The organism is Polaribacter sp. KT25b (assembly GCF_900105145.1).
GTDB lineage: Bacteria > Bacteroidota > Bacteroidia > Flavobacteriales > Flavobacteriaceae > Polaribacter.
The window spans coordinates 1,901,983-1,921,435 of the sequence record NZ_LT629752.1 but is presented as its reverse complement, the minus strand read 5'-3'; the positions used below and the strand labels follow the sequence as shown (position 1 = coordinate 1,921,435).

Sequence of the window (19,453 nt, the reverse complement as noted above, 5' to 3'; positions counted from 1 at the left end):
TTGCGTCTTACAGTTTTAAGTTTGGGTATAAACATACTGTTACTTCTAGTATTTTTTAAGAAATTATTTTCTCAAAAGCCAATCTTTTTGCGTTGTAATTGGTGTAAATAATTCCACAATATTTGTAGCCTAATTTTTTAATTAAAGATTGCATTCCAAGATTGTCTTCATGTGTATCAATTTTTAGACTTTTGATATTCTTTTCTAGTAATTGTAGGTGAAATTCATCAAACAGAAATGTTGCCAATCCAAATTTTCTGAACTCTTTTTTTATTGCCATTCTATGAATAACTCCGTATGTTTTGGTTTCATCAATTAACCAATTTCCATCTATAGTTTTATAAGTTGGTTCTGGGTTTGTTGTAAACATCGAAGTTGCTATTATTTTATTTTCATTATTAATAACAACATAACTTTCTTCTTTTAAAATATCACTTTCTACTTGTGCTGAATTTGGATATCCATTTTGCCATTGATCTATATTTTGTGATGCTAAATAAGTTTTAGCATCTTCAATAATTTGCATAATTTTAGGAATATCTTCAATTTTAGAAAGTCTTATTTTCATGAATTTATGCTATTTAAAATTAGTCTTAGTTTACAGGAAATTATTTAGGATGAAAAAAAAAATAAAAATAGAAATATTTTACAAGTATTTTTTAATAAAATCATCTAAATTTATAGACTGAATAAAAATTTTATAAAAATGAAAAAAATTACTCAACTATTAATGCTATTTTTAATAACGTTTTCTGCATTCTCACAAGATTCTTATAAAATTGAATCATCAATATCAACAATAAAAGCTGGAGAATTGGTTATTAATGAAATAATGGCTTCTAATACAAAAACAGCTTCAGATCAAGATGGGGAGTTTGATGATTGGATAGAACTTTATAATAATAGTAATCAAACTCTTAGTTTAGATAATTTATATTTATCTGACGATTCTACAAATTTAACAGCTTGGCAGTTTCCTGCTGGACTAACTATAGAAGCAGGTGATTATTTAATTGTTTGGTGTGATAAAGATGATGAACAAAGTGGATTGCATGCAGACATTAAATTTTCTTTAGGAGGAGAAAGTGCAATTTTATCTTATGGTGATGATAATTCTATCATTGAAAACATAACGTTTGGTGTGCAACAAGATGATATGTCTTATGCAAGAAACCCAAATGGAACTGGAGATTTTGTAATTCAATCTCCTACTTTTGAATCAAATAATAATAGTGGGCAAGAAGGTGAAGAATATGATAAAATTGCAGAAGGTGATTTAGTTATTAATGAGATAATGGCTTCTAATACTTTAACTGTTACAGATCAAGATGGTGAATATGATGATTGGTTAGAACTTTATAATAACAGTACAAAAACTCTAAGTCTTGACAATTTATATCTTTCTGATGATTTTTCAGCATTAACAACTTGGAGATTTCCTTCAGGATTAACTATTAGTCCTGGTAGTTATTTAACTGTTTGGTGTGATAAAGATGACACACAAGCTGGTTTACATGCAGATATTAAATTTTCTTCAAATGGAGAAAATGCTATTTTATCTTATGGAGATGCAGATTCTATTATAGAAAGCGTTTCATTTGGTGAACAGATAGATGATAAATCTTATGCAAGAAGACCAAATGGAACAGGAGATTTTGTAATTCAATCTGCTACTTTTGAATCTAACAATAACAGTGGTGTTATAGTGGATGATGAAGAGGAAGAGTTTGATAAAATTATAGCAGGTGAACTTGTAATTAATGAGATTATGGCAAGTAATGAAACTACTGTAACGGATCAAGATGGAGAATATGAAGATTGGATAGAGCTGTATAATAATAGTTCTAAAACTCTTAGTTTAGATAATTTATTTCTTACTGATGATTCTACTGTATTAACAACTTGGAAATTTCCTACTGGTATTACAATAGAAGCAGGTGGTTATTTAATTGTGTGGTGTGATAAAGATGACACACAAGCTGGTTTACATGCTGATATTAAATTTTCTTTGACTGGTGAAAGCGCAATTTTATCTTATGGTGATGAGGATTCTATTATTGAAAACGTAACTTTTGGGCTGCAGCAAACAGATATGGGGTATGCAAGAGTGCCAAATGGTACTGGGAATTTTCAAATTCAATCACCTACTTATAATGCTAATAACGGAAATAACCTTTCTGTAAATGATAAAGAAAATAGTTTAAATTTTAATTTTTACCCTAATCCTGTAAAATCAATTTTAAATATTGAAAGTAGTACAAATCAAATAGAATCTTTAAAGGTTAGTTCTATATTGGGGCAAGTAATTTTTAATAATCAAAACATAAATACAACAAAAACAACAGTAGATTTATCAAGTTATTCAAAAGGAATTTATTTGGTAACTATAAATAATTTAGAAGTAATTAAAGTAATTAAGGAATAAAAAATAAGTAATTAAAAAAGAGGCTTGATAAAACTAAAATTTAGTTTTATCAAGCCTCTTTTTACAATAGTTATAATTTTATTAATTTTTTACATTCGAATTTTTATGAGCCAATAGATGATTTTATTAAAAAAAACGCAAGTTTTTTTTTATAAAATCATCTAAAATATAAATCAACTTAAAATTCATCAGAAATGAAAAAAATCACGCATATTTTAATGTTATTTTTAATAACATCAACAGCTTTATCTCAAGATTTGTATGATATAAATACAATTCAAAAGATAGAAATTGTTTTTGCTGAAACTAACTGGGATGCCTTGTTAGATGCAGAAAAAGCTGGAGATAATAATTACACAGAAGCCACATCTGTTACAATAAACGGAACCGTTTTTAATAGTGTAGGTGTAAAATATAAAGGAAATAGTTCTTACGATCGAAATTATGCAAAAAATCCTTTTCATATAGAATTAGATACATATGTAGATCAAGATTATCAAGGATATACAGATATTAAGTTATCTAATGGTTTTTCAGATCCATCTTTTGTAAGAGAAACTATTGCTTACAATATTGTAAATCAATATATGGATGCCCCAGAAGCAAATTATGCAAATGTATATGTAAACGGTACTTTAATTGGTTTGTACACAAATACTGAGTCGATTTCTAAGAAATTTGTAAATAAGCATTTTTACTCTAAAGACAATGCATTTTTTAGTTGTAGTCCTCCGGATGGTGCAGGGCCAACTTCTTCAGTTTTGCCTAGTTTAGAATATTTAGGAACCAATTCTGCAAGTTATGAAGATGGTTATGAAATAAAATCTGATGACGATGAAGATTTAACTGTTGCAGTTGCACATTGGAATGATTTAATTGAATTAACTAATATTTTAAATAATGATATATCTAATATAGAGAATGTAATTGATGTAGATATGGCTATTTGGATGTTAGCTTTAGATAATGTTTTGGTAAATCTAGATAGTTATATAGGAGAATTTAAACAAAATTATTATTTATATAAAAGTGATAATAACCAATTTAAACCTGTTATGTGGGATTTGAATATGTCTTTTGGTACTTTTAGTATGACAGGAGAATCTAGTTCTGGTGGAGGACCAGGAGGACCGGGTGGTGGACCCGGCGGAGGACCAGGTGGTTCAAGTAGTGGAACTCTAAATAGTACTACAGATAAAGCAGAATTAGATTATTTATTACATACTGACGATGATAGTTTTCCTTTGTTTTCTAAATTAATGGAAGTGCCAAAATATAAAAGAATGTATTTAGCACATTATAAAACTATATTAACAGAAAATATAAGTAATTCTAATTATTTAACTTTAGCTAATGATTACCAGACAATTATTACAACTTCGGTAACTGCGGATACAAATAAATTTTATACAAATGCACAATTTTCTGGAAACATTAATACTGATTATAGTGTAGGTAATAATACTGCTCCTGGTTTAACCAATTTAATGTCTGCCAGAAGTACTTATTTGTTGGCTCAATCAGATTTTACAAATACCCAACCAACTATTAGTAATATTGCTTCGTCTAAAGATACACCAACTATTGGAGATCAAATTACTTTAACAACTACAGTCATAAATACTAATACTGATGCGGTTTATCTTGGATATAGATCTGATAATACTTTGCCATTTACAAAAGTTTTAATGTATGATGATGGTGCTCATAATGATGGTGTTTCGGGAGATAATGTTTATGGAGCAACTATAACTGTAGATACCGATTATACACAATATTATGTATATGCAGAAAACGATAATATTGGTGCTTTTTCTCCGGCAAAAGCAGCATATGAATTTTACACAATAAATGCTACTTACACAACTTTAAATGTTGGTGATTTAGTAATAAATGAAATTTTAGCTTCTAATGATTCAGGTGAAACAGATGAAGAAGGAGAATTTGAAGATTGGGTAGAGTTATATAATACTACAAGTTCAACGTTAAGTTTAGATAATTTGTATTTATCTGATGATGAAGATGATAAATTGATATATCAATTTCCTACTGGAACTTTATTAGCTCCTAATAGTTATTTAATTGTTTGGTGTGATAAAGATGAAGAACAAGGAGATTTTCACGCAGATTTTAAATTATCAGCAGGAGGTGAGAGTGTTATTTTATCTTATGCTGATGGTACAGTTTTAGAGAATATTACTTTTGGTGATCAAACAACAGATATGGCGTATGCTAGAAGTCCAAACGGAACAGGAGATTTTGTAATTCAAACTCCAACTTTTGGAATTGATAATGATACCGTTTTATCAACTGAAACAATAGTTTCTGATTTAAATGTTCATTTTTATCCAAATCCAATTCAATCAACTTTAAATATTGAAAGTGTAACGTCAATTCAATCTTTAAAAGTTAGTTCTATTCTAGGGCAAGTATTCTATAACAAAGAAAATTTAAACACTACAAAAACAGAAGTAGATTTTTCTAGTTTGTCAAAAGGAGTTTATTTTATTACCATAAATAAATCAAAAATAGTTAAAATAATTAAGCAGTAAATTGCATTATAATATAAAAGGTTTCACAAAACTAATCTAGTTTTGTGAAACCTTTTATAATGAAAAATACATATTAATTTATGGATTAAATTTTGAATTGATAAAATTAAATCATTTTAAAATCTAACAATAATTCACCATTTACATAACATTGTAATTTATCTCCTTTAAAAATTTCTCCTTTACCTAAAGCAGGTGTACCTGTAAAAATTAAATCTCCAGGTTGTAACGTCATATATTTAGAAATAAATACAATAATATCAGCAAAATCATTAATCATGTAAGCTGTATTACTTTTTTGTTTTTCTTGTCCATTAATTTTTAATTCGAAATCAATATCCCCTAAATTATAGTCAGAAACTGGTTTGAAACTAGAAATAGGAGCTGCGCCATCAAAACCTTTTGCAAAATCCCAAGGATGTTTAGTTTCTCTAGCGTCTTTTAAAATATCTGTTGCAGTGTAATCGATTCCTACTGCAATTTCAGAAATATAAGAATTTGCCTCTTCTTTGCTGATGTTTTTCCCTTCTTTACCAATTTTAACAACCAGTTCTACTTCGTAAATTAATTGGTTGGTAATAGCACTAGGGTAAACAACATCGCAGTTAACAGCTAAACTACTTTCTGGCTTAGAAAAAATAAATTTTTTACCTTTCTTTTTTTCTTCAATGTCTTTTATATCAGTAACGTAGTTACTTCCTATTCCTAATATTTTCATTTTTATTTTTGTTTTATTTGTTGAAGTAAATATAAATAAAAATCCACCAAAAAAACTGTTGTTTTAAGGTGGATTTAATTCTAATAATAAATTAAAATTAAGCTTCTATTTTTTGATCTTTAGACGTTTTATTTTCTTTAGAAAAATCAATAACTTCTTGATTGTTAAGAATGTCTTTTAACGTTTGTCTTTTTCTAATTAAGTAATCTTTTCCATTATAAACCATAACTTCTGCAGGTAAATAACGAGAATTGTAGTTAGAAGCCATCGAAAAACAATATGCTCCTGCATTGTGAAAACATAATACATCTTCTTCAGAAATTTCTGCAATTCTTCTGTTAGATGCAAAAGTATCGGTTTCACAAATATAACCTACCACAGAATAATAACGATCTCTTCCTTCTGGATTAGAAATATTTGTAATATGATGGTAAGAATTGTACATCATTGGTCTAACCAAATGATTAAAACCAGAATCTACATGGGCAAAAACTGTTGAAGTTGTTTGTTTTACAACATTTACTTTGGCTAAAAATGAACCAGCTTCAGAAACTAAAAATTTTCCAGGCTCAAACATTAATGTAATTTCTTTACCATATTCTACGCAAAAATCATTAAATCTTTCTGATAATTGCAAACCTAATTGTTCAATATCCGTAGAAATATCTCCTTCTTTATAAGGCACTTTAAAACCACTTCCAAAATCGATAAAATCTATGTTTTCAAATTGTTTAGCAACATCAAACAAAATTTCTGTAGCACGTATAAAAGTATCAATATCTAAAATATCAGAACCAGTATGCATGTGAATTCCGTTAATATTCATACCTGTATTTTCTACAACACGTTTTATATGCGGAACTTGATGAATCGAAATTCCGAATTTAGAATCGATATGACCCACAGAAATTTTAGAATTTCCACCTGCCATAATATGCGGATTGATACGCACACAAACAGGAATTTCTGGATGTTTTTGTCCAAAAATTTCTAAAATAGAAAGGTTATCAATATTAATTTGAACACCTAGTTTTGCAACTTCTTCAATTTCTGTTAAAGAAACGCCGTTTGGTGTATAGATTATTTTCTTCGGATCAATGCCTGTTGTTAAACATAATTGAACTTCTTGTATAGAAACGGTATCTAAACCAGCGCCTAAATTTTTAAAGAATTTTAAAATATTGATGTTTGAAAGTGCCTTTACAGCATAATTTAATTTTAAATTTTTTACGCTACTAAAAGCATCCGTTAATCTGTTATATTGAGATTCAATTTTGTCTGTATCGTAAACATACAAAGGACTTCCGTATTTGTGTGCTAACTCTAAAAGTTGTGTTCTTTCCACTATTATTTAATTTTATTTACTGAGGTTCAAAAGTAATTAATTTGTTTAGAAAATAATGAAATGTTTAAAAATATAACATATTGTTTTTTATTGTGATTTTTACATCAAAATAAAATATAGGCTTTCGTTGAAATTCTGTTAATAAGTTATTAACAAAGTTATTTTATTTTACAGAGTTAAACCTTATTTTAGCAACACTTCAAACCTAATCACAGTACTGATTTTTATGAGTAAAGAAACAAAATATACAGAAGATAATATTAGATCATTAGACTGGAAAGAGCATATTAGAATGCGTCCAGGAATGTATATTGGTAAATTAGGAGATGGCTCTTCTGCAGATGATGGTATTTACATTCTTGTTAAAGAAGTTTTAGATAATTCTATTGATGAATATGTAATGGGCGCTGGTAAAACCATCGAAATTTCTATTCATGGTAATAAAGTAACTGTTAGAGATTTTGGACGAGGAATTCCTTTAGGAAAAGTGGTTGATGTTGTTTCTAAAATGAATACTGGAGGAAAATACGACTCTAAAGCATTTAAGAAATCTGTAGGTTTAAATGGTGTTGGTACAAAAGCTGTTAATGCATTATCAGATTTTTTTAGAGTAGAATCAACAAGGGAAGGTAAATCAGCATCAGCAGAATTTAGTCAAGGTAATTTAATTAATCAAGACTTTTTAGAAGAAACATCGCGTAGAAAAGGAACCAAAGTTTCTTTTATTCCTGATGAAAGTATTTTTAAAAAATACAAATTTAGAAACGAATATGTTTCTAAAATGTTAAAGTATTATGTGTATTTAAATCCAGGTTTAACGATTATTTTTAATGGAGAAAAGTATTTTTCTGAACACGGATTAAAAGATTTATTAGAAGATAATAACAATGTAGATGATATGTTGTATCCAATAATTCATTTAAAAGGAGACGATATAGAAGTTGCAATTACGCATAGTAAAACACAATATTCAGAAGAATATTATTCGTTTGTAAATGGGCAACACACAACGCAAGGAGGAACGCATCAAGCTGCTTTTAGAGAAACAATTGTAAAAACAGTTCGCGATTTTTATGGTAAATCTTTTGAAGCTTCAGATGTTAGAAAATCTATTATTTCTGCAATTGCCATAAAAGTTATGGAACCTGTTTTTGAAAGTCAGACAAAGACAAAATTGGGGTCGACAGAAATGGGTGGTAATTTACCAACTGTTAGAACCTTTATTAACGATTTTCTTAAAACAAAGTTAGATAATTATTTACACAGAAATGCAGATGTTGCAGATAGTCTTTTAAAGAAAATTGTACAAGCAGAAAGAGAACGAAAAGAACTTTCCGGAATTAGAAAATTAGCTAAAGACAGAGCTAAAAAAGCAAGTTTACACAATAAAAAATTAAGAGATTGTAGAGTTCATTTAGCAGATATAAAACACGAAAATTACTTAGACACAACACTTTTTATTACTGAGGGAGATTCCGCTTCTGGTTCTATAACAAAATCTAGAAATGTAAATACACAAGCAGTTTTTAGTTTAAAAGGAAAACCTTTAAATTCCTACGGATTAAGTAAAAAGATAGTGTACGAAAATGAAGAATTTAATTTGTTGCAAGCCGCTTTAAATATAGAAGATGGTTTAGAAGATTTACGTTATAATAATATTGTAATTGCAACCGATGCCGATGTTGATGGAATGCATATTCGTTTGTTATTAATTACGTTTTTCTTGCAATTTTTTCCAGAATTGATAAAAGAAGGCCATTTGTTTATTTTAGAAACGCCGTTATTTAGAGTAAGAAATAAAAAACAAACTTTTTATTGTTATTCTGATGAAGAAAAACGGGAAGCAATCGAAAAATTAAGAGGAAAACCAGAAATAACTCGATTTAAAGGTTTAGGTGAAATCTCGCCAAATGAATTTGTCCATTTTATTGGTAATGATATTCGTTTAGACCCTGTAATGTTAGATAAAGAAATGTCTATAGAACAAATGTTGCAGTTTTATATGGGTAAAAATACACCAGACAGACAAAAATTTATCATCGAGAATTTAAAAGTAGAGTTGGATTATGTTGAGGAAGAAGTTTAGAAACTTAGTTCCAATTTGAAAAAGATAAAAACTTGAGGTTGAGATTTGCGACCTCAAGATGAAAAAGTGTGAATGAAAGAAGAAGAAAATTTAATAATTCCTGATGAAATCATATCAAACAAAATTTATTTGATTCGCAATCAAAAGGTAATGTTAGATAGAGATTTATCGGAATTGTATCAGGTAGAGACAAAGCAATTAAAACGTCAAGTTCGTAGAAATATTGAAAGATTTCCTGAAGATTTTATGTTTGAATTAACAGAAAAAGAGAATGAAAACTTGAGGAGTCAAATTGGCACCTCAAGTTGGGGAGGTAGCAGATATGTACCTATGGTTTTTACAGAACAAGGAGTAGCAATGTTATCGAGTGTTTTGAAAAGTGATAGAGCCATAGCTGTAAATATCAAAATTATTAGAATATTTACTAAAATGCGAGATTTATTAAGTGATAATTTAAGTTTACGATTAGAAATCGAACAAATTAAAAAGAAAATGAATAATCACGATAAAAATATAGAATTGGTGTTTTCTTATTTGGACGAATTAGTTGAGCGAAAAGAAGAGAAAAAAGAAAGAACACAAATAGGTTATAAAAAAGATTAAGAATAAGGTAAAAGTTGTTTAACAAGCTTGCGTTAGGGATTGAAGTGGCATCCTTTTTATTTTTCATAAAAAGATATAACGTAAAGCCTGTTAAAACGCCCAAATAATAAACAATTAAACTCTTAAACGAATAAACGTTTTTTACATGAGTGAAGAAATAAACGAGAACGAACACGAAGAAGAATTAACAAATGAAGGAGAACAATTAGATTCTCCTCAAGAAGAAACCATTACCAAAGTTACAGGTATGTACAAAGAATGGTTTTTAGATTATGCTTCGTATGTAATTTTAGAGAGAGCTGTACCTTCTTTAGAAGATGGTTTAAAACCTGTGCAACGTAGAATTATGCATTCTATGAAAGATTTAGATGATGGTCGTTACAACAAAGTAGCCAATATTGTTGGGCATACAATGCAATATCACCCACATGGAGATGCTTCTATTGCCGATGCTATGGTGCAAATTGGTCAGAAAGAATTACTGATTGATATGCAAGGGAACTGGGGAAATATCTTAACAGGAGATAGAGCTGCAGCATCAAGATATATTGAGGCGCGTTTATCAAAATTTGCACTTGAAGTTGTTTTTAATCCGAAGACTACAGAATGGAAATTGTCTTACGATGGTCGTAGAAAAGAACCGATAGATTTACCGGTAAAATTCCCGCTTTTATTAGCGCAAGGAGCAGAAGGGATTGCTGTAGGTTTATCAACAAAAATATTGCCACATAATTTTAATGAATTAATTGATGCTTCTATTAAATACTTAAAAGGGAGAAGTTTTAAAATTGTTCCAGATTTTTTAACAGGTGGAATTGCAGATTTTTCTCATTATAATGATGGAAAAAGAGGTGGAAAAGTACGTGTGCGTGCTAAAATTTCTCAATTAGATAAGAAGACTTTAATTATTAGTGAAATTCCGTTTTCTACAACAACTACTTCTTTAATTGATAGTATTTTAAAAGCTAATGATAAAGGGAAAATCAAGATTAAAAAAATTGAAGATAATACTGCAGCAGAAGTAGAAATCTTGGTGCATTTACCACCAAATGTATCGCCAGATAAATCTATAGATGCATTATATGCTTTTACAAATTGCGAAACTTCTATTTCTCCTTTAGCATGTACAATTGAAGACAATAAACCTGTTTTTGTAGGTGTTTCTGATATGTTAAAACATTCTACTGATTTAACGGTTGACTTGTTAAAGCAAGAGTTAGAAATACAGTTAAATGAGTTAGAAGAACAATGGCATTTTTCTTCTTTAGAACGTATTTTTATAGAAAATAGAATTTATAGAGATATAGAAGAAGAAGAAACCTGGGAAGGTGTAATTGATGCTATTGATAAAGGATTACAACCACATATAAAACATTTAAAACGGGCAGTTACTGTTGATGACATTACACGTTTAACAGAAATTAGAATAAAGAAAATTTCTAAGTTTGATATTGATAAAGCTAAACAATTTATAGAAAGTTTAGAAGATAAAATAGCAGTGGTAAAAAATCATTTAGCAAATTTAATTGATTTTGCTATTGATTATTTTAAACGTTTAAAAGAATCTTATGGAAAAGGTAAAGAACGTAAAACTGAAATTAGAATTTTTGATGATATAGTTGCATCAAAAGTAGCTATGAATAATGCTAAACTTTATGTAAATAGAGAAGAAGGTTTTATTGGTACATCACTTAAAAGAGATGAATTTGTAACCGATTGTTCTGATATTGATGATGTAATTATCTTTAGAAAAGATGGGGTTATGATGGTAACAAAAATAGATTCTAAAACCTTTGTAGGTAAAGATATTATTTATGTGGCTATCTTTAAAAAGAAAGACAGAAGAACAGTTTACAATTTTATTTATAGAGATGGTAATAGAGGCGCATCTTACATGAAACGTTTTAATGTTTTGTCTGTTACAAGAGATAAAGAATACGATTTAACAAATGGAAGCAAAGGTTCTATTGTGCATTATTTTACAGCAAATCCTAATGGAGAAGCAGAAGTTGTAACTGTTAATTTACGCGCTGTTGGTAGTGTTAAAAAATTAAAATGGGATATTGATTTTGCTGATTTAGGTGTAAAAGGAAGAGCTGTAAGAGGAAATAGAATTACAAAATATACAATAAAAAGTATCGATTTTAAATCTGAAGGAGTTTCTACTTTAAAGCCTAGAAAAATTTGGTTTGATGATACTGTTCAACGTTTAAATGTTGATGAGAGAGGTGAGTTGTTAGGAGAATTTAAAGCAGAAGATAAATTATTAATTATTACACAAAGTGGAAAAGCAAAAGCTGTAAAACCAGATTTAGCAATGCACTTTGAAGATGATATGATTGTTTTAGAAAAATGGAAACCAAACAAACCAATTTCTGCAATTTATTTTGATGGTGAAAAAGAACGTTACTACATAAAACGTTTTCTGATTGAAACAACAGAAAAAGAAGAAATTTTTATTTCGGAACATCCAAAATCTCATTTAGAAATTATTGCAACAGATTATAGACCAATTGCAGAAGTACAATTTTCTAAAAGAAGTTTAGAAAATGAAGAAGTAAATTTAGAGGAATTTATTGCTGTTAAAGGGATAAAAGCACTTGGTAATCAGTTTACAACAGATAAAATAAAACAAGTTAATTTACTAGAACCTTTACCATTTGAAGAACCAGAAGAAGAAAAAATTGAGGAGGTAGAAGTCGTTGATGAAGAAGTTCTTGAAGATAAATTACCAATTGAAATACCGGAAACTAAAAAACCTGTTTTAGAAGAACTTTCTGCGGATGAAAAAGCGAAAATTGCTTTGCAAAAATCGATAGCAAGAAAGAAAGCCGAGCAAAAGAAAATTGATGACGAAAATCAAACGAAATTGTTTTAATCGCTGGTGGATTGCAAAGGGTTTGATTTCTCAATGCTTGTACAAAAAAAATGAAAAAATAAATTTTTAAGACATTTTGTGTATTTTTTAAAGAATAGCTATGAAAAAAATAGGTTTAATTGGCGGAATTACTCCAGAATCTACCATTTTATATTATCGAATTTTAAATCAATTAAATGCAGCTAGTTTAGGTAAAAGTCATTCAGCAGAAGTCGTTATCAATTCTTTCGATTTCGGAAAAATAGCAAAACTTCAGAAAGAAAATAGATGGGATTTACTTGATGAAATGATGGCTGATGCTGGCAAAAGTTTAGAAAATGCTGGTGCAAGTTGTATTCTAATTTGTGCAAATACCATGCATTTATGTATTAATGCTGTTAGAAATGCAGTAAAAATTCCTGTAATTCATATTGCTGATGCTACATCCAAAGAAATTATTAAAAAAAGGTTAAAGAAAGTTGCTTTATTAGGAACAAAATATACCATGGAAAAAATATTTTTTACAGATGTTTTAAAATCATTTGGTATAGAAGCAATTATTCCAAATCTAGAAGAAAGAAACATAATTCATAACATTATTTATGATGAACTTGCATCAGGAATTATAAACAAAACATCCAAAGAAAAATACATTAAAATAATTGAAAGATTAATTAAAAATGGGGCAGAAGGTGTCATTTTAGGATGTACAGAAATTCCTTTATTAATTCAGCAAGAAAATGTTTTTGTTCCTGTTTTTGATACTACAAAAATTCATGCAACTGCAGCTTTTAATTTTTCTACTAAATATTTGCAACAGCAACAACAGCAACAGCAACAATAATTTTAAAATATTTATGTATTTTTTTGTGTTAAAGTATGGTAGAATGGATTTTGATTTAATTAATAAATGAAATATATAGTAGTAACATTTATTTTATTTTTCCATGCTATTGTTTTTTCTCAAAAGGATGTTTATTTTTATAAAGATGTAGAAAGCACACTTACATTAGAAAATGTTAAAGATCAGGAGTTTTTAGTATTAGAAAATCAAATTTTAGAGAAACATTCACAAGCTACTTATTGGTTTAAAATACCTGCTTATAACACAAATTTAAATTATATTTTTAGAATTCCTTATGATCGTTTTAATACTGCAAACGTTTATCAGAATTCAAAGAGCATTGAAAAACTTACAAATCGCAGATATTTAAGTTATCGATTTTCTAGAGATAATGATGTTTATATTCAAGTAATTCCAAAACTTCATTCGTATATTCCAGTAGAATTCGGTTCTGAAGAAATTATGTCTTTAAGAGAAAAAAACAATTTATTGCTAAATGGTTTCTATTATGGATTTGCAATTTTGATAATTATTTATAACTTATTTTATTACTTCTTATTTAAAGATAATTCCTTTTTATATTATTCTTTGTTTTTATCAAATATCTGTTTTGGCATTTTTACTATGGATGGAATGTTAAATTATTACAATATAAATGAAGGTTTAAATGATTTTTTAATGTGTTTAAATTATGTTTTATTAGCATATTTCTCTAGTAAATTTTCCGATAATTTTTTGTTTTTAGATATATTTTTCCCAAAACTAAAAAGATATAGTTATGGAATAGGAATTATTATTCTCTTTTTAGCAGTTTTTTATGTTACCACAAAAAATTACTATTTTTTATTTTTTTTAAACATATTAGTATTTTTACTTCTTTTTATTAATTGGTTTTGTGCTGTTTTATTATTTAATAAAAATGTGTACACCAAAATTTTGGCAATAGCTTATGTGATTATCTTATTTTCTGCCATTGATTTTTTTATCTTAAAATTCCTTGGAATATCACTTATTGATATTAATGCTGTTACCATTAAAATTGGTGCTTTCTTAGAAATGATTATTCTATCAATTGCTGTATTGTATCGAATGAAAATTCTAAAAGATGAAAATATTCATATTAGAAATGAAATTATTAAATACTCTTTGCAGTTAAAGAATTTAACTTCAATAAATGATAAAACAAACATTAACATAAATATTTTAAGTTTTAGAGAAAGAGAGGTTTTTGATTTAATATGTGCAAAGAAATCAAACAAGGAAATTTCAAGCGAAATAAATATATCTATAAATACAGTTAAATTTCATGTAAAAAATATTTATGAAAAATTAAATGTAAAAAGTAGGCAAGAAGTGTTTATACTTAAAAATAGTTTTAAAAAGTAGTATTATTTTTAAAACTACCCAAAAACTACCCCTGATTTTACAGCTTCTAAGAGGTTTTTAATTAAATTTGAAGTAATAAAATACAATTATAATTTTCCCCAATTACTACTTTTAACCTTCAGCTTATTATTTAAGCTGAAGGTTATTTTATTCAATTTTGCTAAAATAAATAACGTATTATTTTTTATAATTGCAGCCAACAAAATCGTTTGTTTTTTTTCTAAATTCACTTAGTCATTTCACAAAAAATACAAAACTAATAAAGTTTCTTTTATAATTTTAGTTAAAATTTGTTGCACTTTTAAATTACAATTATCTTATTTTTTTATTGTTTTTGATTATACAATTCTTTTGTATATCTTTATAAAACAAGATATTAAAAAAGCTCGCTATGAAATTTAAGCTAATAATAATATTTCTATTCTTTGTTGGTACCACTTTTTCACAATCTGAAGTGTATTATTTTAAAGATTCAGAAAGTAAACTTACCTATAAAAATATTGAAAAAGAAGAATTCCAGGTTTTAGAAAAAAGAGTTTTAGAAAAATACTCTAAAGCTACATTTTGGTTTAAAATACCGGCAAATCAATCTGATTTAGATTATATTTTTCGAATAAATAATGTCATTATTAAAGATGCACATGCTTATCAGAATTATCAAGAAGTAAAAAAATTAAAAAATCAAAGATTTGTATCTTATAAATTTTCAAGACAATCTCCACTATATGTAAAGGTAAATGCAAAGTTTAATTCCTATTTTCCCATAGAATTAAAAACAGAAGAAGCTACTTTGTATAAAGATAAAATAGAGCTACTTATTGATGGTTTTTATTACGGAATTGCTTTTTTAGTAGTACTTTTTTGTATTGTTTATTTCTATTTTTTTAAAGACAATTCATTTTTATATTACTCATTTTTACTAGTAAGTTTAACCTTTAGTTTTTTAGTAACAGATGGCATATTCAAATTCTTTAATTTAGGCGATAAAGCAATTGAGTTTTTAATTCTATTAAATTATCTTTTTTTAGCCTATTCTTCTTCAAAATTCGCAAATAGTTTTCTTTTATTAGATATTTATTATCCGAAAATTAAAAAATATACACATATAATTATAGTAAGTATTATTCTATTTGTAAACTTATATTTAGTTTATAGTAAAAATGCAATATTTATAATCATAAATATTTTAACTTTTATACTATTACTTACGTATTGGTTTATGGGGGTTTTACTCTTTAAAAAAGATTTGCACACCAAACTATTTACTTTTGGATATGTAATTTTATTATTTAGTGGTATTGATTTCTTTGTTCTAAAAAATTTAGGAATTTCTTTTTTTGAAAGTAGTTCAGCAAATTTAAAAATAGGTGGATTTGCACAAATTTTAATATTATCATTTGCTATAATGTCTAGAGAAAAGAAATTAAGAAGGCATAATTATTACATTAAAAATGAAATTATAAACTTTAATAAAGTTAGTAAAAAACCTAATTTAATAGATGCTGAGAGAGCATCAATAGAAGAAACTTTAAATAATTTAAGTGTTAGAGAAAGAGTAATATATGATCAAATTATAGAAGGTAAATTAAATAGAGAAATTGCTGATGAGATAAAAATTTCTTCAAATACAGTGAAATTTCATACAATAAATATCTATGAAAAATTAAATTTAGAAAAAACAGAATAGAATTAATAATAATTTAAAATGCCATAGAAAAAACTATTAACCAATTCGTTTTCTCTTAAATAAAAAAAAAGTCCTTCAATAGAAATTTGAAGGACTTTTTTTATTGCATTCTCTCAAAAAATGTTAATTCGTAATTTGGTAACAATTCTGGATTTGTAATTTTTATAATATCCTTTAAAACTAAATCGGGTCTTGTTGGTGCTAATTCATAATAAATAATACCACCCGTTTTTCCTTTTTTGTTTGATGGAGTATAAATAAGATCATTCTTAAAAGCATCAAATTCAGTATAAACTTTATTGCTATTCAGTAATTGTTCTTTGGATGAAAAATAACCAGGAGCAATCCAAAATTCAGCATTTTTACCTTTATCAAAAACGCTTTCAAAACTTAAAGACAAACTACCTCTACCTTCGGATTCTTGCCATAAATAAGTAAGATTTGCATCTTTTAAAAACTGAGCAACAAAACTCTCACCACCAGGTAAATTCCAAATGTCTTTACTCATAATTGCACCAGATAAAATAGTTGGCTTTTTAGTTGATTTTAAAGCAATATTTTTAGCTATTTGATAATTACTTTCAATTACTTTAAAAATGCTGTCAGCTTGTTTTTCTTTATCAAATAAAACACCAAAAAACTTTATCCATTCTGCTCTTCCTAATGGCGTTTCTTCTAACCAATCGCCATTATAAATAACATTTACACCAGCTTTTTCTAAAGTTGTTAAAGATTTATCTGCAGATGAAACACTATAACCAACAATTAATTCGGGTTGCAAATCCAATAGAATTTCTGTGTTTAAAGAACTTTCTTTACCAATTTCAGCAATTTTACCGTCATCAATTAATTGTCTAGTTTTTTCTGATGAAACATATTTTGAATATGGAAAACCAATTATTGAAGTTTCTTCATTCAACAACTCAACCATAGGAATATGTGTTGTAGAAGTAACTACAATTTTTTGAATAGGAGTAAAGATGGTATTTTTAGTACTCTCATTTTTATCTGTATTATTTTTGATAATATACTCAAAAACTTCATCAGAATTTTGATAAGCAGTTTTAATAATTAGTTTTTTAACACCATTTTCATTTACAATATCAAAACCTTTTGCGTATTTAATAGTGCTTTCTATTGGTGTTTTTTTAGCAACATTTTTAACTTCTTTTTTACAAGAAAAGGAAATTATCAGGAATAAAAAAAGAAGTGTTATTTTTAAATTTTTCATTAATTATAAATTTTATTTTCTTGTTCTTGAACTCTAATAAAAGTAGTTCTTTTCGTTAATTCTTTTAATTTACTAGCACCAACATATGTACACGTAGATCTTAATCCGCCTAAAATATCAATTACAGTTTTATCTACATTACCTCTATAAGAAACTTCAACAGTTTTTCCTTCGGATGCTCTATAATTTGCAACGCCACCAACATGTTTGTTCATGGCAGTTTCAGAACTCATTCCATAAAAAGCTTTAAATTTTTCTCCGTTTTTTTCAATTAAATCTCCACCACTTTCTTCGTGTCCAGCTAACATTCCGCCTAACATTACAAAATCTGCACTTCCGCCAAAAGCTTTGGCAATATCTCCGGGAATTTTACAACCTCCATCAGAAATAATTTGTCCACCCATTCCATGAGCAGCATCAGCACATTCTATAATTGCAGAAAGTTGCGGATAACCAACGCCTGTTTTAACACGTGTTGTACAAACTGAACCAGGACCAATACCTACTTTAATAATATCTGCACCAGCTAACAATAATTCTTCAACCATTTCACCAGTAACAACATTACCAGCAATAATTACTTTATTTGGATGATTTTTGCGCATTTTTTGCACAAATTTCACAAAATGTTCAGAATATCCATTTGCAACATCCACGCAAATGAAGTTTATTTGTGGAAATTCAGTTAAAATTTGTTTTACTTTTTCTGAATCTTCTTTTCCTGTTCCAGTACTGACAGCTATATTTTTTAAAATATTTTCTGATGAACTTGATGCAAAATTTCTCCATTCTTCTATAGAATAATGTTTATGAATTGCTGTAAATAGTTTGTGTTTAGCCAATGCTTTTGCCATTTCAAAAGTACCAACAGTGTCCATATTTGCAGCCATTATTGGTATTCCTGCCCAAGTAATAGTGCTGTGTAAAAACTTAAATTCTCTTTCTAAAGTTACTTGCGAACGCGATTTTAAAGTAGAACGTTTTGGGCGAATCATAACATCTTTAAAACCTAATTTCAATTCATTTTCTATTCTCATTTTCTCTAAATAAAAGTAAGTTATAAAGGTATAAAATTTGAATACCAATTTTATACGATAATTGATTTAAATCGGTTCAATTCAAATAATATACAAATAAAAAGTATTTTAAATTAGTAACTTTTGCTAACAAAAGGTGTTTCTTTAAAGCCAGTAACTTTATTGATTAGAATTGTGGCCGTAAAAAAATAGTTACAAAGTAAATTTGCAAATTTTGGTAAAATATCTGCAACTTCTTTTTGCTCGTTATTGTGTATAATGACCATTAATCTAATCGCTTTTTTAGAAAGAGATGAACATTGATTTAAAATTCCTACAGGAGATTTTCCTCCGGGTAAAACAAAACCAGAAATAGCATCTTCTACTAGTAGCTTCATATTTCTATAATGAACTAGTAATTGTTTATGATCATTTTCTGTAATCGCCAATTTTCCTCTAATAGAACCATTAAGATGGTAGCAAAGAGGTAATAACCAGTTCAATTCCTTTTCTAATTTTTTTAGCTCTTCGCTTTTAGGATAATTTATGATTAAAGTAGAAAGCTCGTCAATAGCCCAAGCTACAGAACGAGTTAGTTGATCTGTTTCTATTTCATAATCGCAAAGAGAAGAATCTTCATATATAAAAGGATAGCAGAGTTCATCAATATTTGATTTTGGATGTAATTTTTTCATTAAAAGGA

At 27.5% G+C, this 19,453-nt stretch carries 14 protein-coding genes; 8 read left to right on the top strand and 6 right to left on the bottom strand.

Features of this window, described 5'->3' with window-relative positions:
* Positions 1–55 precede the first annotated feature (55 nt).
* Positions 56–568, bottom strand: coding sequence for a GNAT family N-acetyltransferase (locus tag BLT70_RS08250; protein ID WP_091893427.1), 513 nt, complete (start codon positions 566–568; stop codon positions 56–58).
* 138 nt (positions 569–706) lie between these two features.
* On the opposite strand from BLT70_RS08250, the gene BLT70_RS08245 reads away from it, so the two are divergent.
* Positions 707–2,425 carry a lamin tail domain-containing protein gene (locus BLT70_RS08245; RefSeq protein ID WP_091893425.1) on the top strand — a complete coding sequence of 573 codons (1,719 nt, stop codon included), beginning with the start codon at positions 707–709 and terminating at the stop codon, positions 2,423–2,425.
* 194 nt (positions 2,426–2,619) lie between these two features.
* Positions 2,620–4,977: a CotH kinase family protein gene (locus tag BLT70_RS08240; RefSeq protein WP_091893422.1), complete on the top strand. Its 2,358-nt coding sequence runs from the start codon at positions 2,620–2,622 to the stop codon at positions 4,975–4,977.
* 106 nt (positions 4,978–5,083) lie between these two features.
* Here the strand turns inward: BLT70_RS08240 and BLT70_RS08235 are convergent, their stop codons facing one another.
* Positions 5,084–5,695: a fumarylacetoacetate hydrolase family protein gene (locus BLT70_RS08235; protein WP_091893420.1), complete on the bottom strand. Its 612-nt coding sequence runs from the start codon at positions 5,693–5,695 to the stop codon at positions 5,084–5,086.
* Between the two features lie 97 nt (positions 5,696–5,792).
* A complete protein-coding gene (gene lysA, locus BLT70_RS08230) occupies positions 5,793–7,040 on the bottom strand; it encodes a diaminopimelate decarboxylase (RefSeq protein WP_091893418.1) in 1,248 nt (415 codons plus the stop codon).
* 226 nt (positions 7,041–7,266) lie between these two features.
* On the opposite strand from lysA, the gene BLT70_RS08225 reads away from it, so the two are divergent.
* The 6 genes from BLT70_RS08225 to BLT70_RS08200 all read left to right on the top strand — a co-directional run bounded on the left by BLT70_RS08225 (position 7,267) and on the right by BLT70_RS08200 (position 16,503).
* Positions 7,267–9,126, top strand: coding sequence for a DNA topoisomerase IV subunit B (locus BLT70_RS08225; RefSeq protein WP_091893416.1), 1,860 nt, complete (start codon positions 7,267–7,269; stop codon positions 9,124–9,126).
* A 72-nt stretch (positions 9,127–9,198) separates the two neighbouring features.
* Positions 9,199–9,729 carry an ORF6N domain-containing protein gene (locus tag BLT70_RS08220; RefSeq protein WP_091893414.1) on the top strand — a complete coding sequence of 177 codons (531 nt, stop codon included), beginning with the start codon at positions 9,199–9,201 and terminating at the stop codon, positions 9,727–9,729.
* Positions 9,730–9,874: 145 nt separating this feature from the next.
* Entirely contained in the window at positions 9,875–12,607 is a 2,733-nt protein-coding gene (locus tag BLT70_RS08215; RefSeq protein ID WP_091893412.1) for a DNA gyrase/topoisomerase IV subunit A, read from the top strand.
* Positions 12,608–12,707: 100 nt separating this feature from the next.
* Positions 12,708–13,430, top strand: coding sequence for an aspartate/glutamate racemase family protein (locus BLT70_RS08210; RefSeq protein WP_091893410.1), 723 nt, complete (start codon positions 12,708–12,710; stop codon positions 13,428–13,430).
* Between the two features lie 66 nt (positions 13,431–13,496).
* The gene (locus BLT70_RS08205; RefSeq protein WP_091893408.1) at positions 13,497–14,816 is read left to right on the top strand and encodes a 7TM diverse intracellular signaling domain-containing protein; all 1,320 of its coding nucleotides are present in this window, start codon (positions 13,497–13,499) and stop codon (positions 14,814–14,816) included.
* 391 nt (positions 14,817–15,207) lie between these two features.
* On the top strand, positions 15,208–16,503 hold the full coding sequence (locus tag BLT70_RS08200) for a 7TM diverse intracellular signaling domain-containing protein (protein WP_091893406.1): 1,296 nt from the start codon (positions 15,208–15,210) through the stop codon (positions 16,501–16,503).
* A 100-nt stretch (positions 16,504–16,603) separates the two neighbouring features.
* On the opposite strand, the gene BLT70_RS08195 is transcribed toward BLT70_RS08200, so the two are convergent.
* The 3 genes from BLT70_RS08195 to BLT70_RS08185 form a co-directional block, all read right to left on the bottom strand.
* Complete coding sequence (locus BLT70_RS08195) at positions 16,604–17,734, bottom strand: ABC transporter substrate-binding protein (RefSeq protein ID WP_091893404.1); 1,131 nt, start codon at positions 17,732–17,734, stop codon at positions 16,604–16,606.
* Positions 17,734–18,771: a GMP reductase gene (locus BLT70_RS08190; RefSeq protein ID WP_091893402.1), complete on the bottom strand. Its 1,038-nt coding sequence runs from the start codon at positions 18,769–18,771 to the stop codon at positions 17,734–17,736. Before BLT70_RS08190 ends, BLT70_RS08195 begins: the two co-directional genes overlap by 1 nt.
* A gap of 113 nt (positions 18,772–18,884) precedes the next feature.
* Complete coding sequence (locus BLT70_RS08185) at positions 18,885–19,445, bottom strand: hypothetical protein (protein WP_091893400.1); 561 nt, start codon at positions 19,443–19,445, stop codon at positions 18,885–18,887.
* Positions 19,446–19,453: the final 8 nt, after the last annotated feature.

Excerpts from the sequence above, each read along its gene's own strand:
- BLT70_RS08220 (WP_091893414.1), top strand. The coding sequence starts at position 9,199 with ATGAAAGAAGAAGAAAATTTAATAATTCCTGATGAAATCATATCAAAC.
- BLT70_RS08205 (WP_091893408.1), top strand. The coding sequence starts at position 13,497 with ATGAAATATATAGTAGTAACATTTATTTTATTTTTCCATGCTATTGTT.
- BLT70_RS08225 (WP_091893416.1), top strand. The coding sequence starts at position 7,267 with ATGAGTAAAGAAACAAAATATACAGAAGATAATATTAGATCATTAGAC.
- BLT70_RS08185 (WP_091893400.1), bottom strand. The coding sequence starts at position 19,445 with ATGAAAAAATTACATCCAAAATCAAATATTGATGAACTCTGCTATCCT.
- BLT70_RS08195 (WP_091893404.1), bottom strand. The coding sequence starts at position 17,734 with ATGAAAAATTTAAAAATAACACTTCTTTTTTTATTCCTGATAATTTCC.
- BLT70_RS08190 (WP_091893402.1), bottom strand. The coding sequence starts at position 18,771 with ATGAGAATAGAAAATGAATTGAAATTAGGTTTTAAAGATGTTATGATT.
- BLT70_RS08240 (WP_091893422.1), top strand. The coding sequence starts at position 2,620 with ATGAAAAAAATCACGCATATTTTAATGTTATTTTTAATAACATCAACA.
- BLT70_RS08235 (WP_091893420.1), bottom strand. The coding sequence starts at position 5,695 with ATGAAAATATTAGGAATAGGAAGTAACTACGTTACTGATATAAAAGAC.
- BLT70_RS08215 (WP_091893412.1), top strand. The coding sequence starts at position 9,875 with ATGAGTGAAGAAATAAACGAGAACGAACACGAAGAAGAATTAACAAAT.
- BLT70_RS08245 (WP_091893425.1), top strand. The coding sequence starts at position 707 with ATGAAAAAAATTACTCAACTATTAATGCTATTTTTAATAACGTTTTCT.
- BLT70_RS08250 (WP_091893427.1), bottom strand. The coding sequence starts at position 568 with ATGAAAATAAGACTTTCTAAAATTGAAGATATTCCTAAAATTATGCAA.
- BLT70_RS08200 (WP_091893406.1), top strand. The coding sequence starts at position 15,208 with ATGAAATTTAAGCTAATAATAATATTTCTATTCTTTGTTGGTACCACT.
- BLT70_RS08210 (WP_091893410.1), top strand. The coding sequence starts at position 12,708 with ATGAAAAAAATAGGTTTAATTGGCGGAATTACTCCAGAATCTACCATT.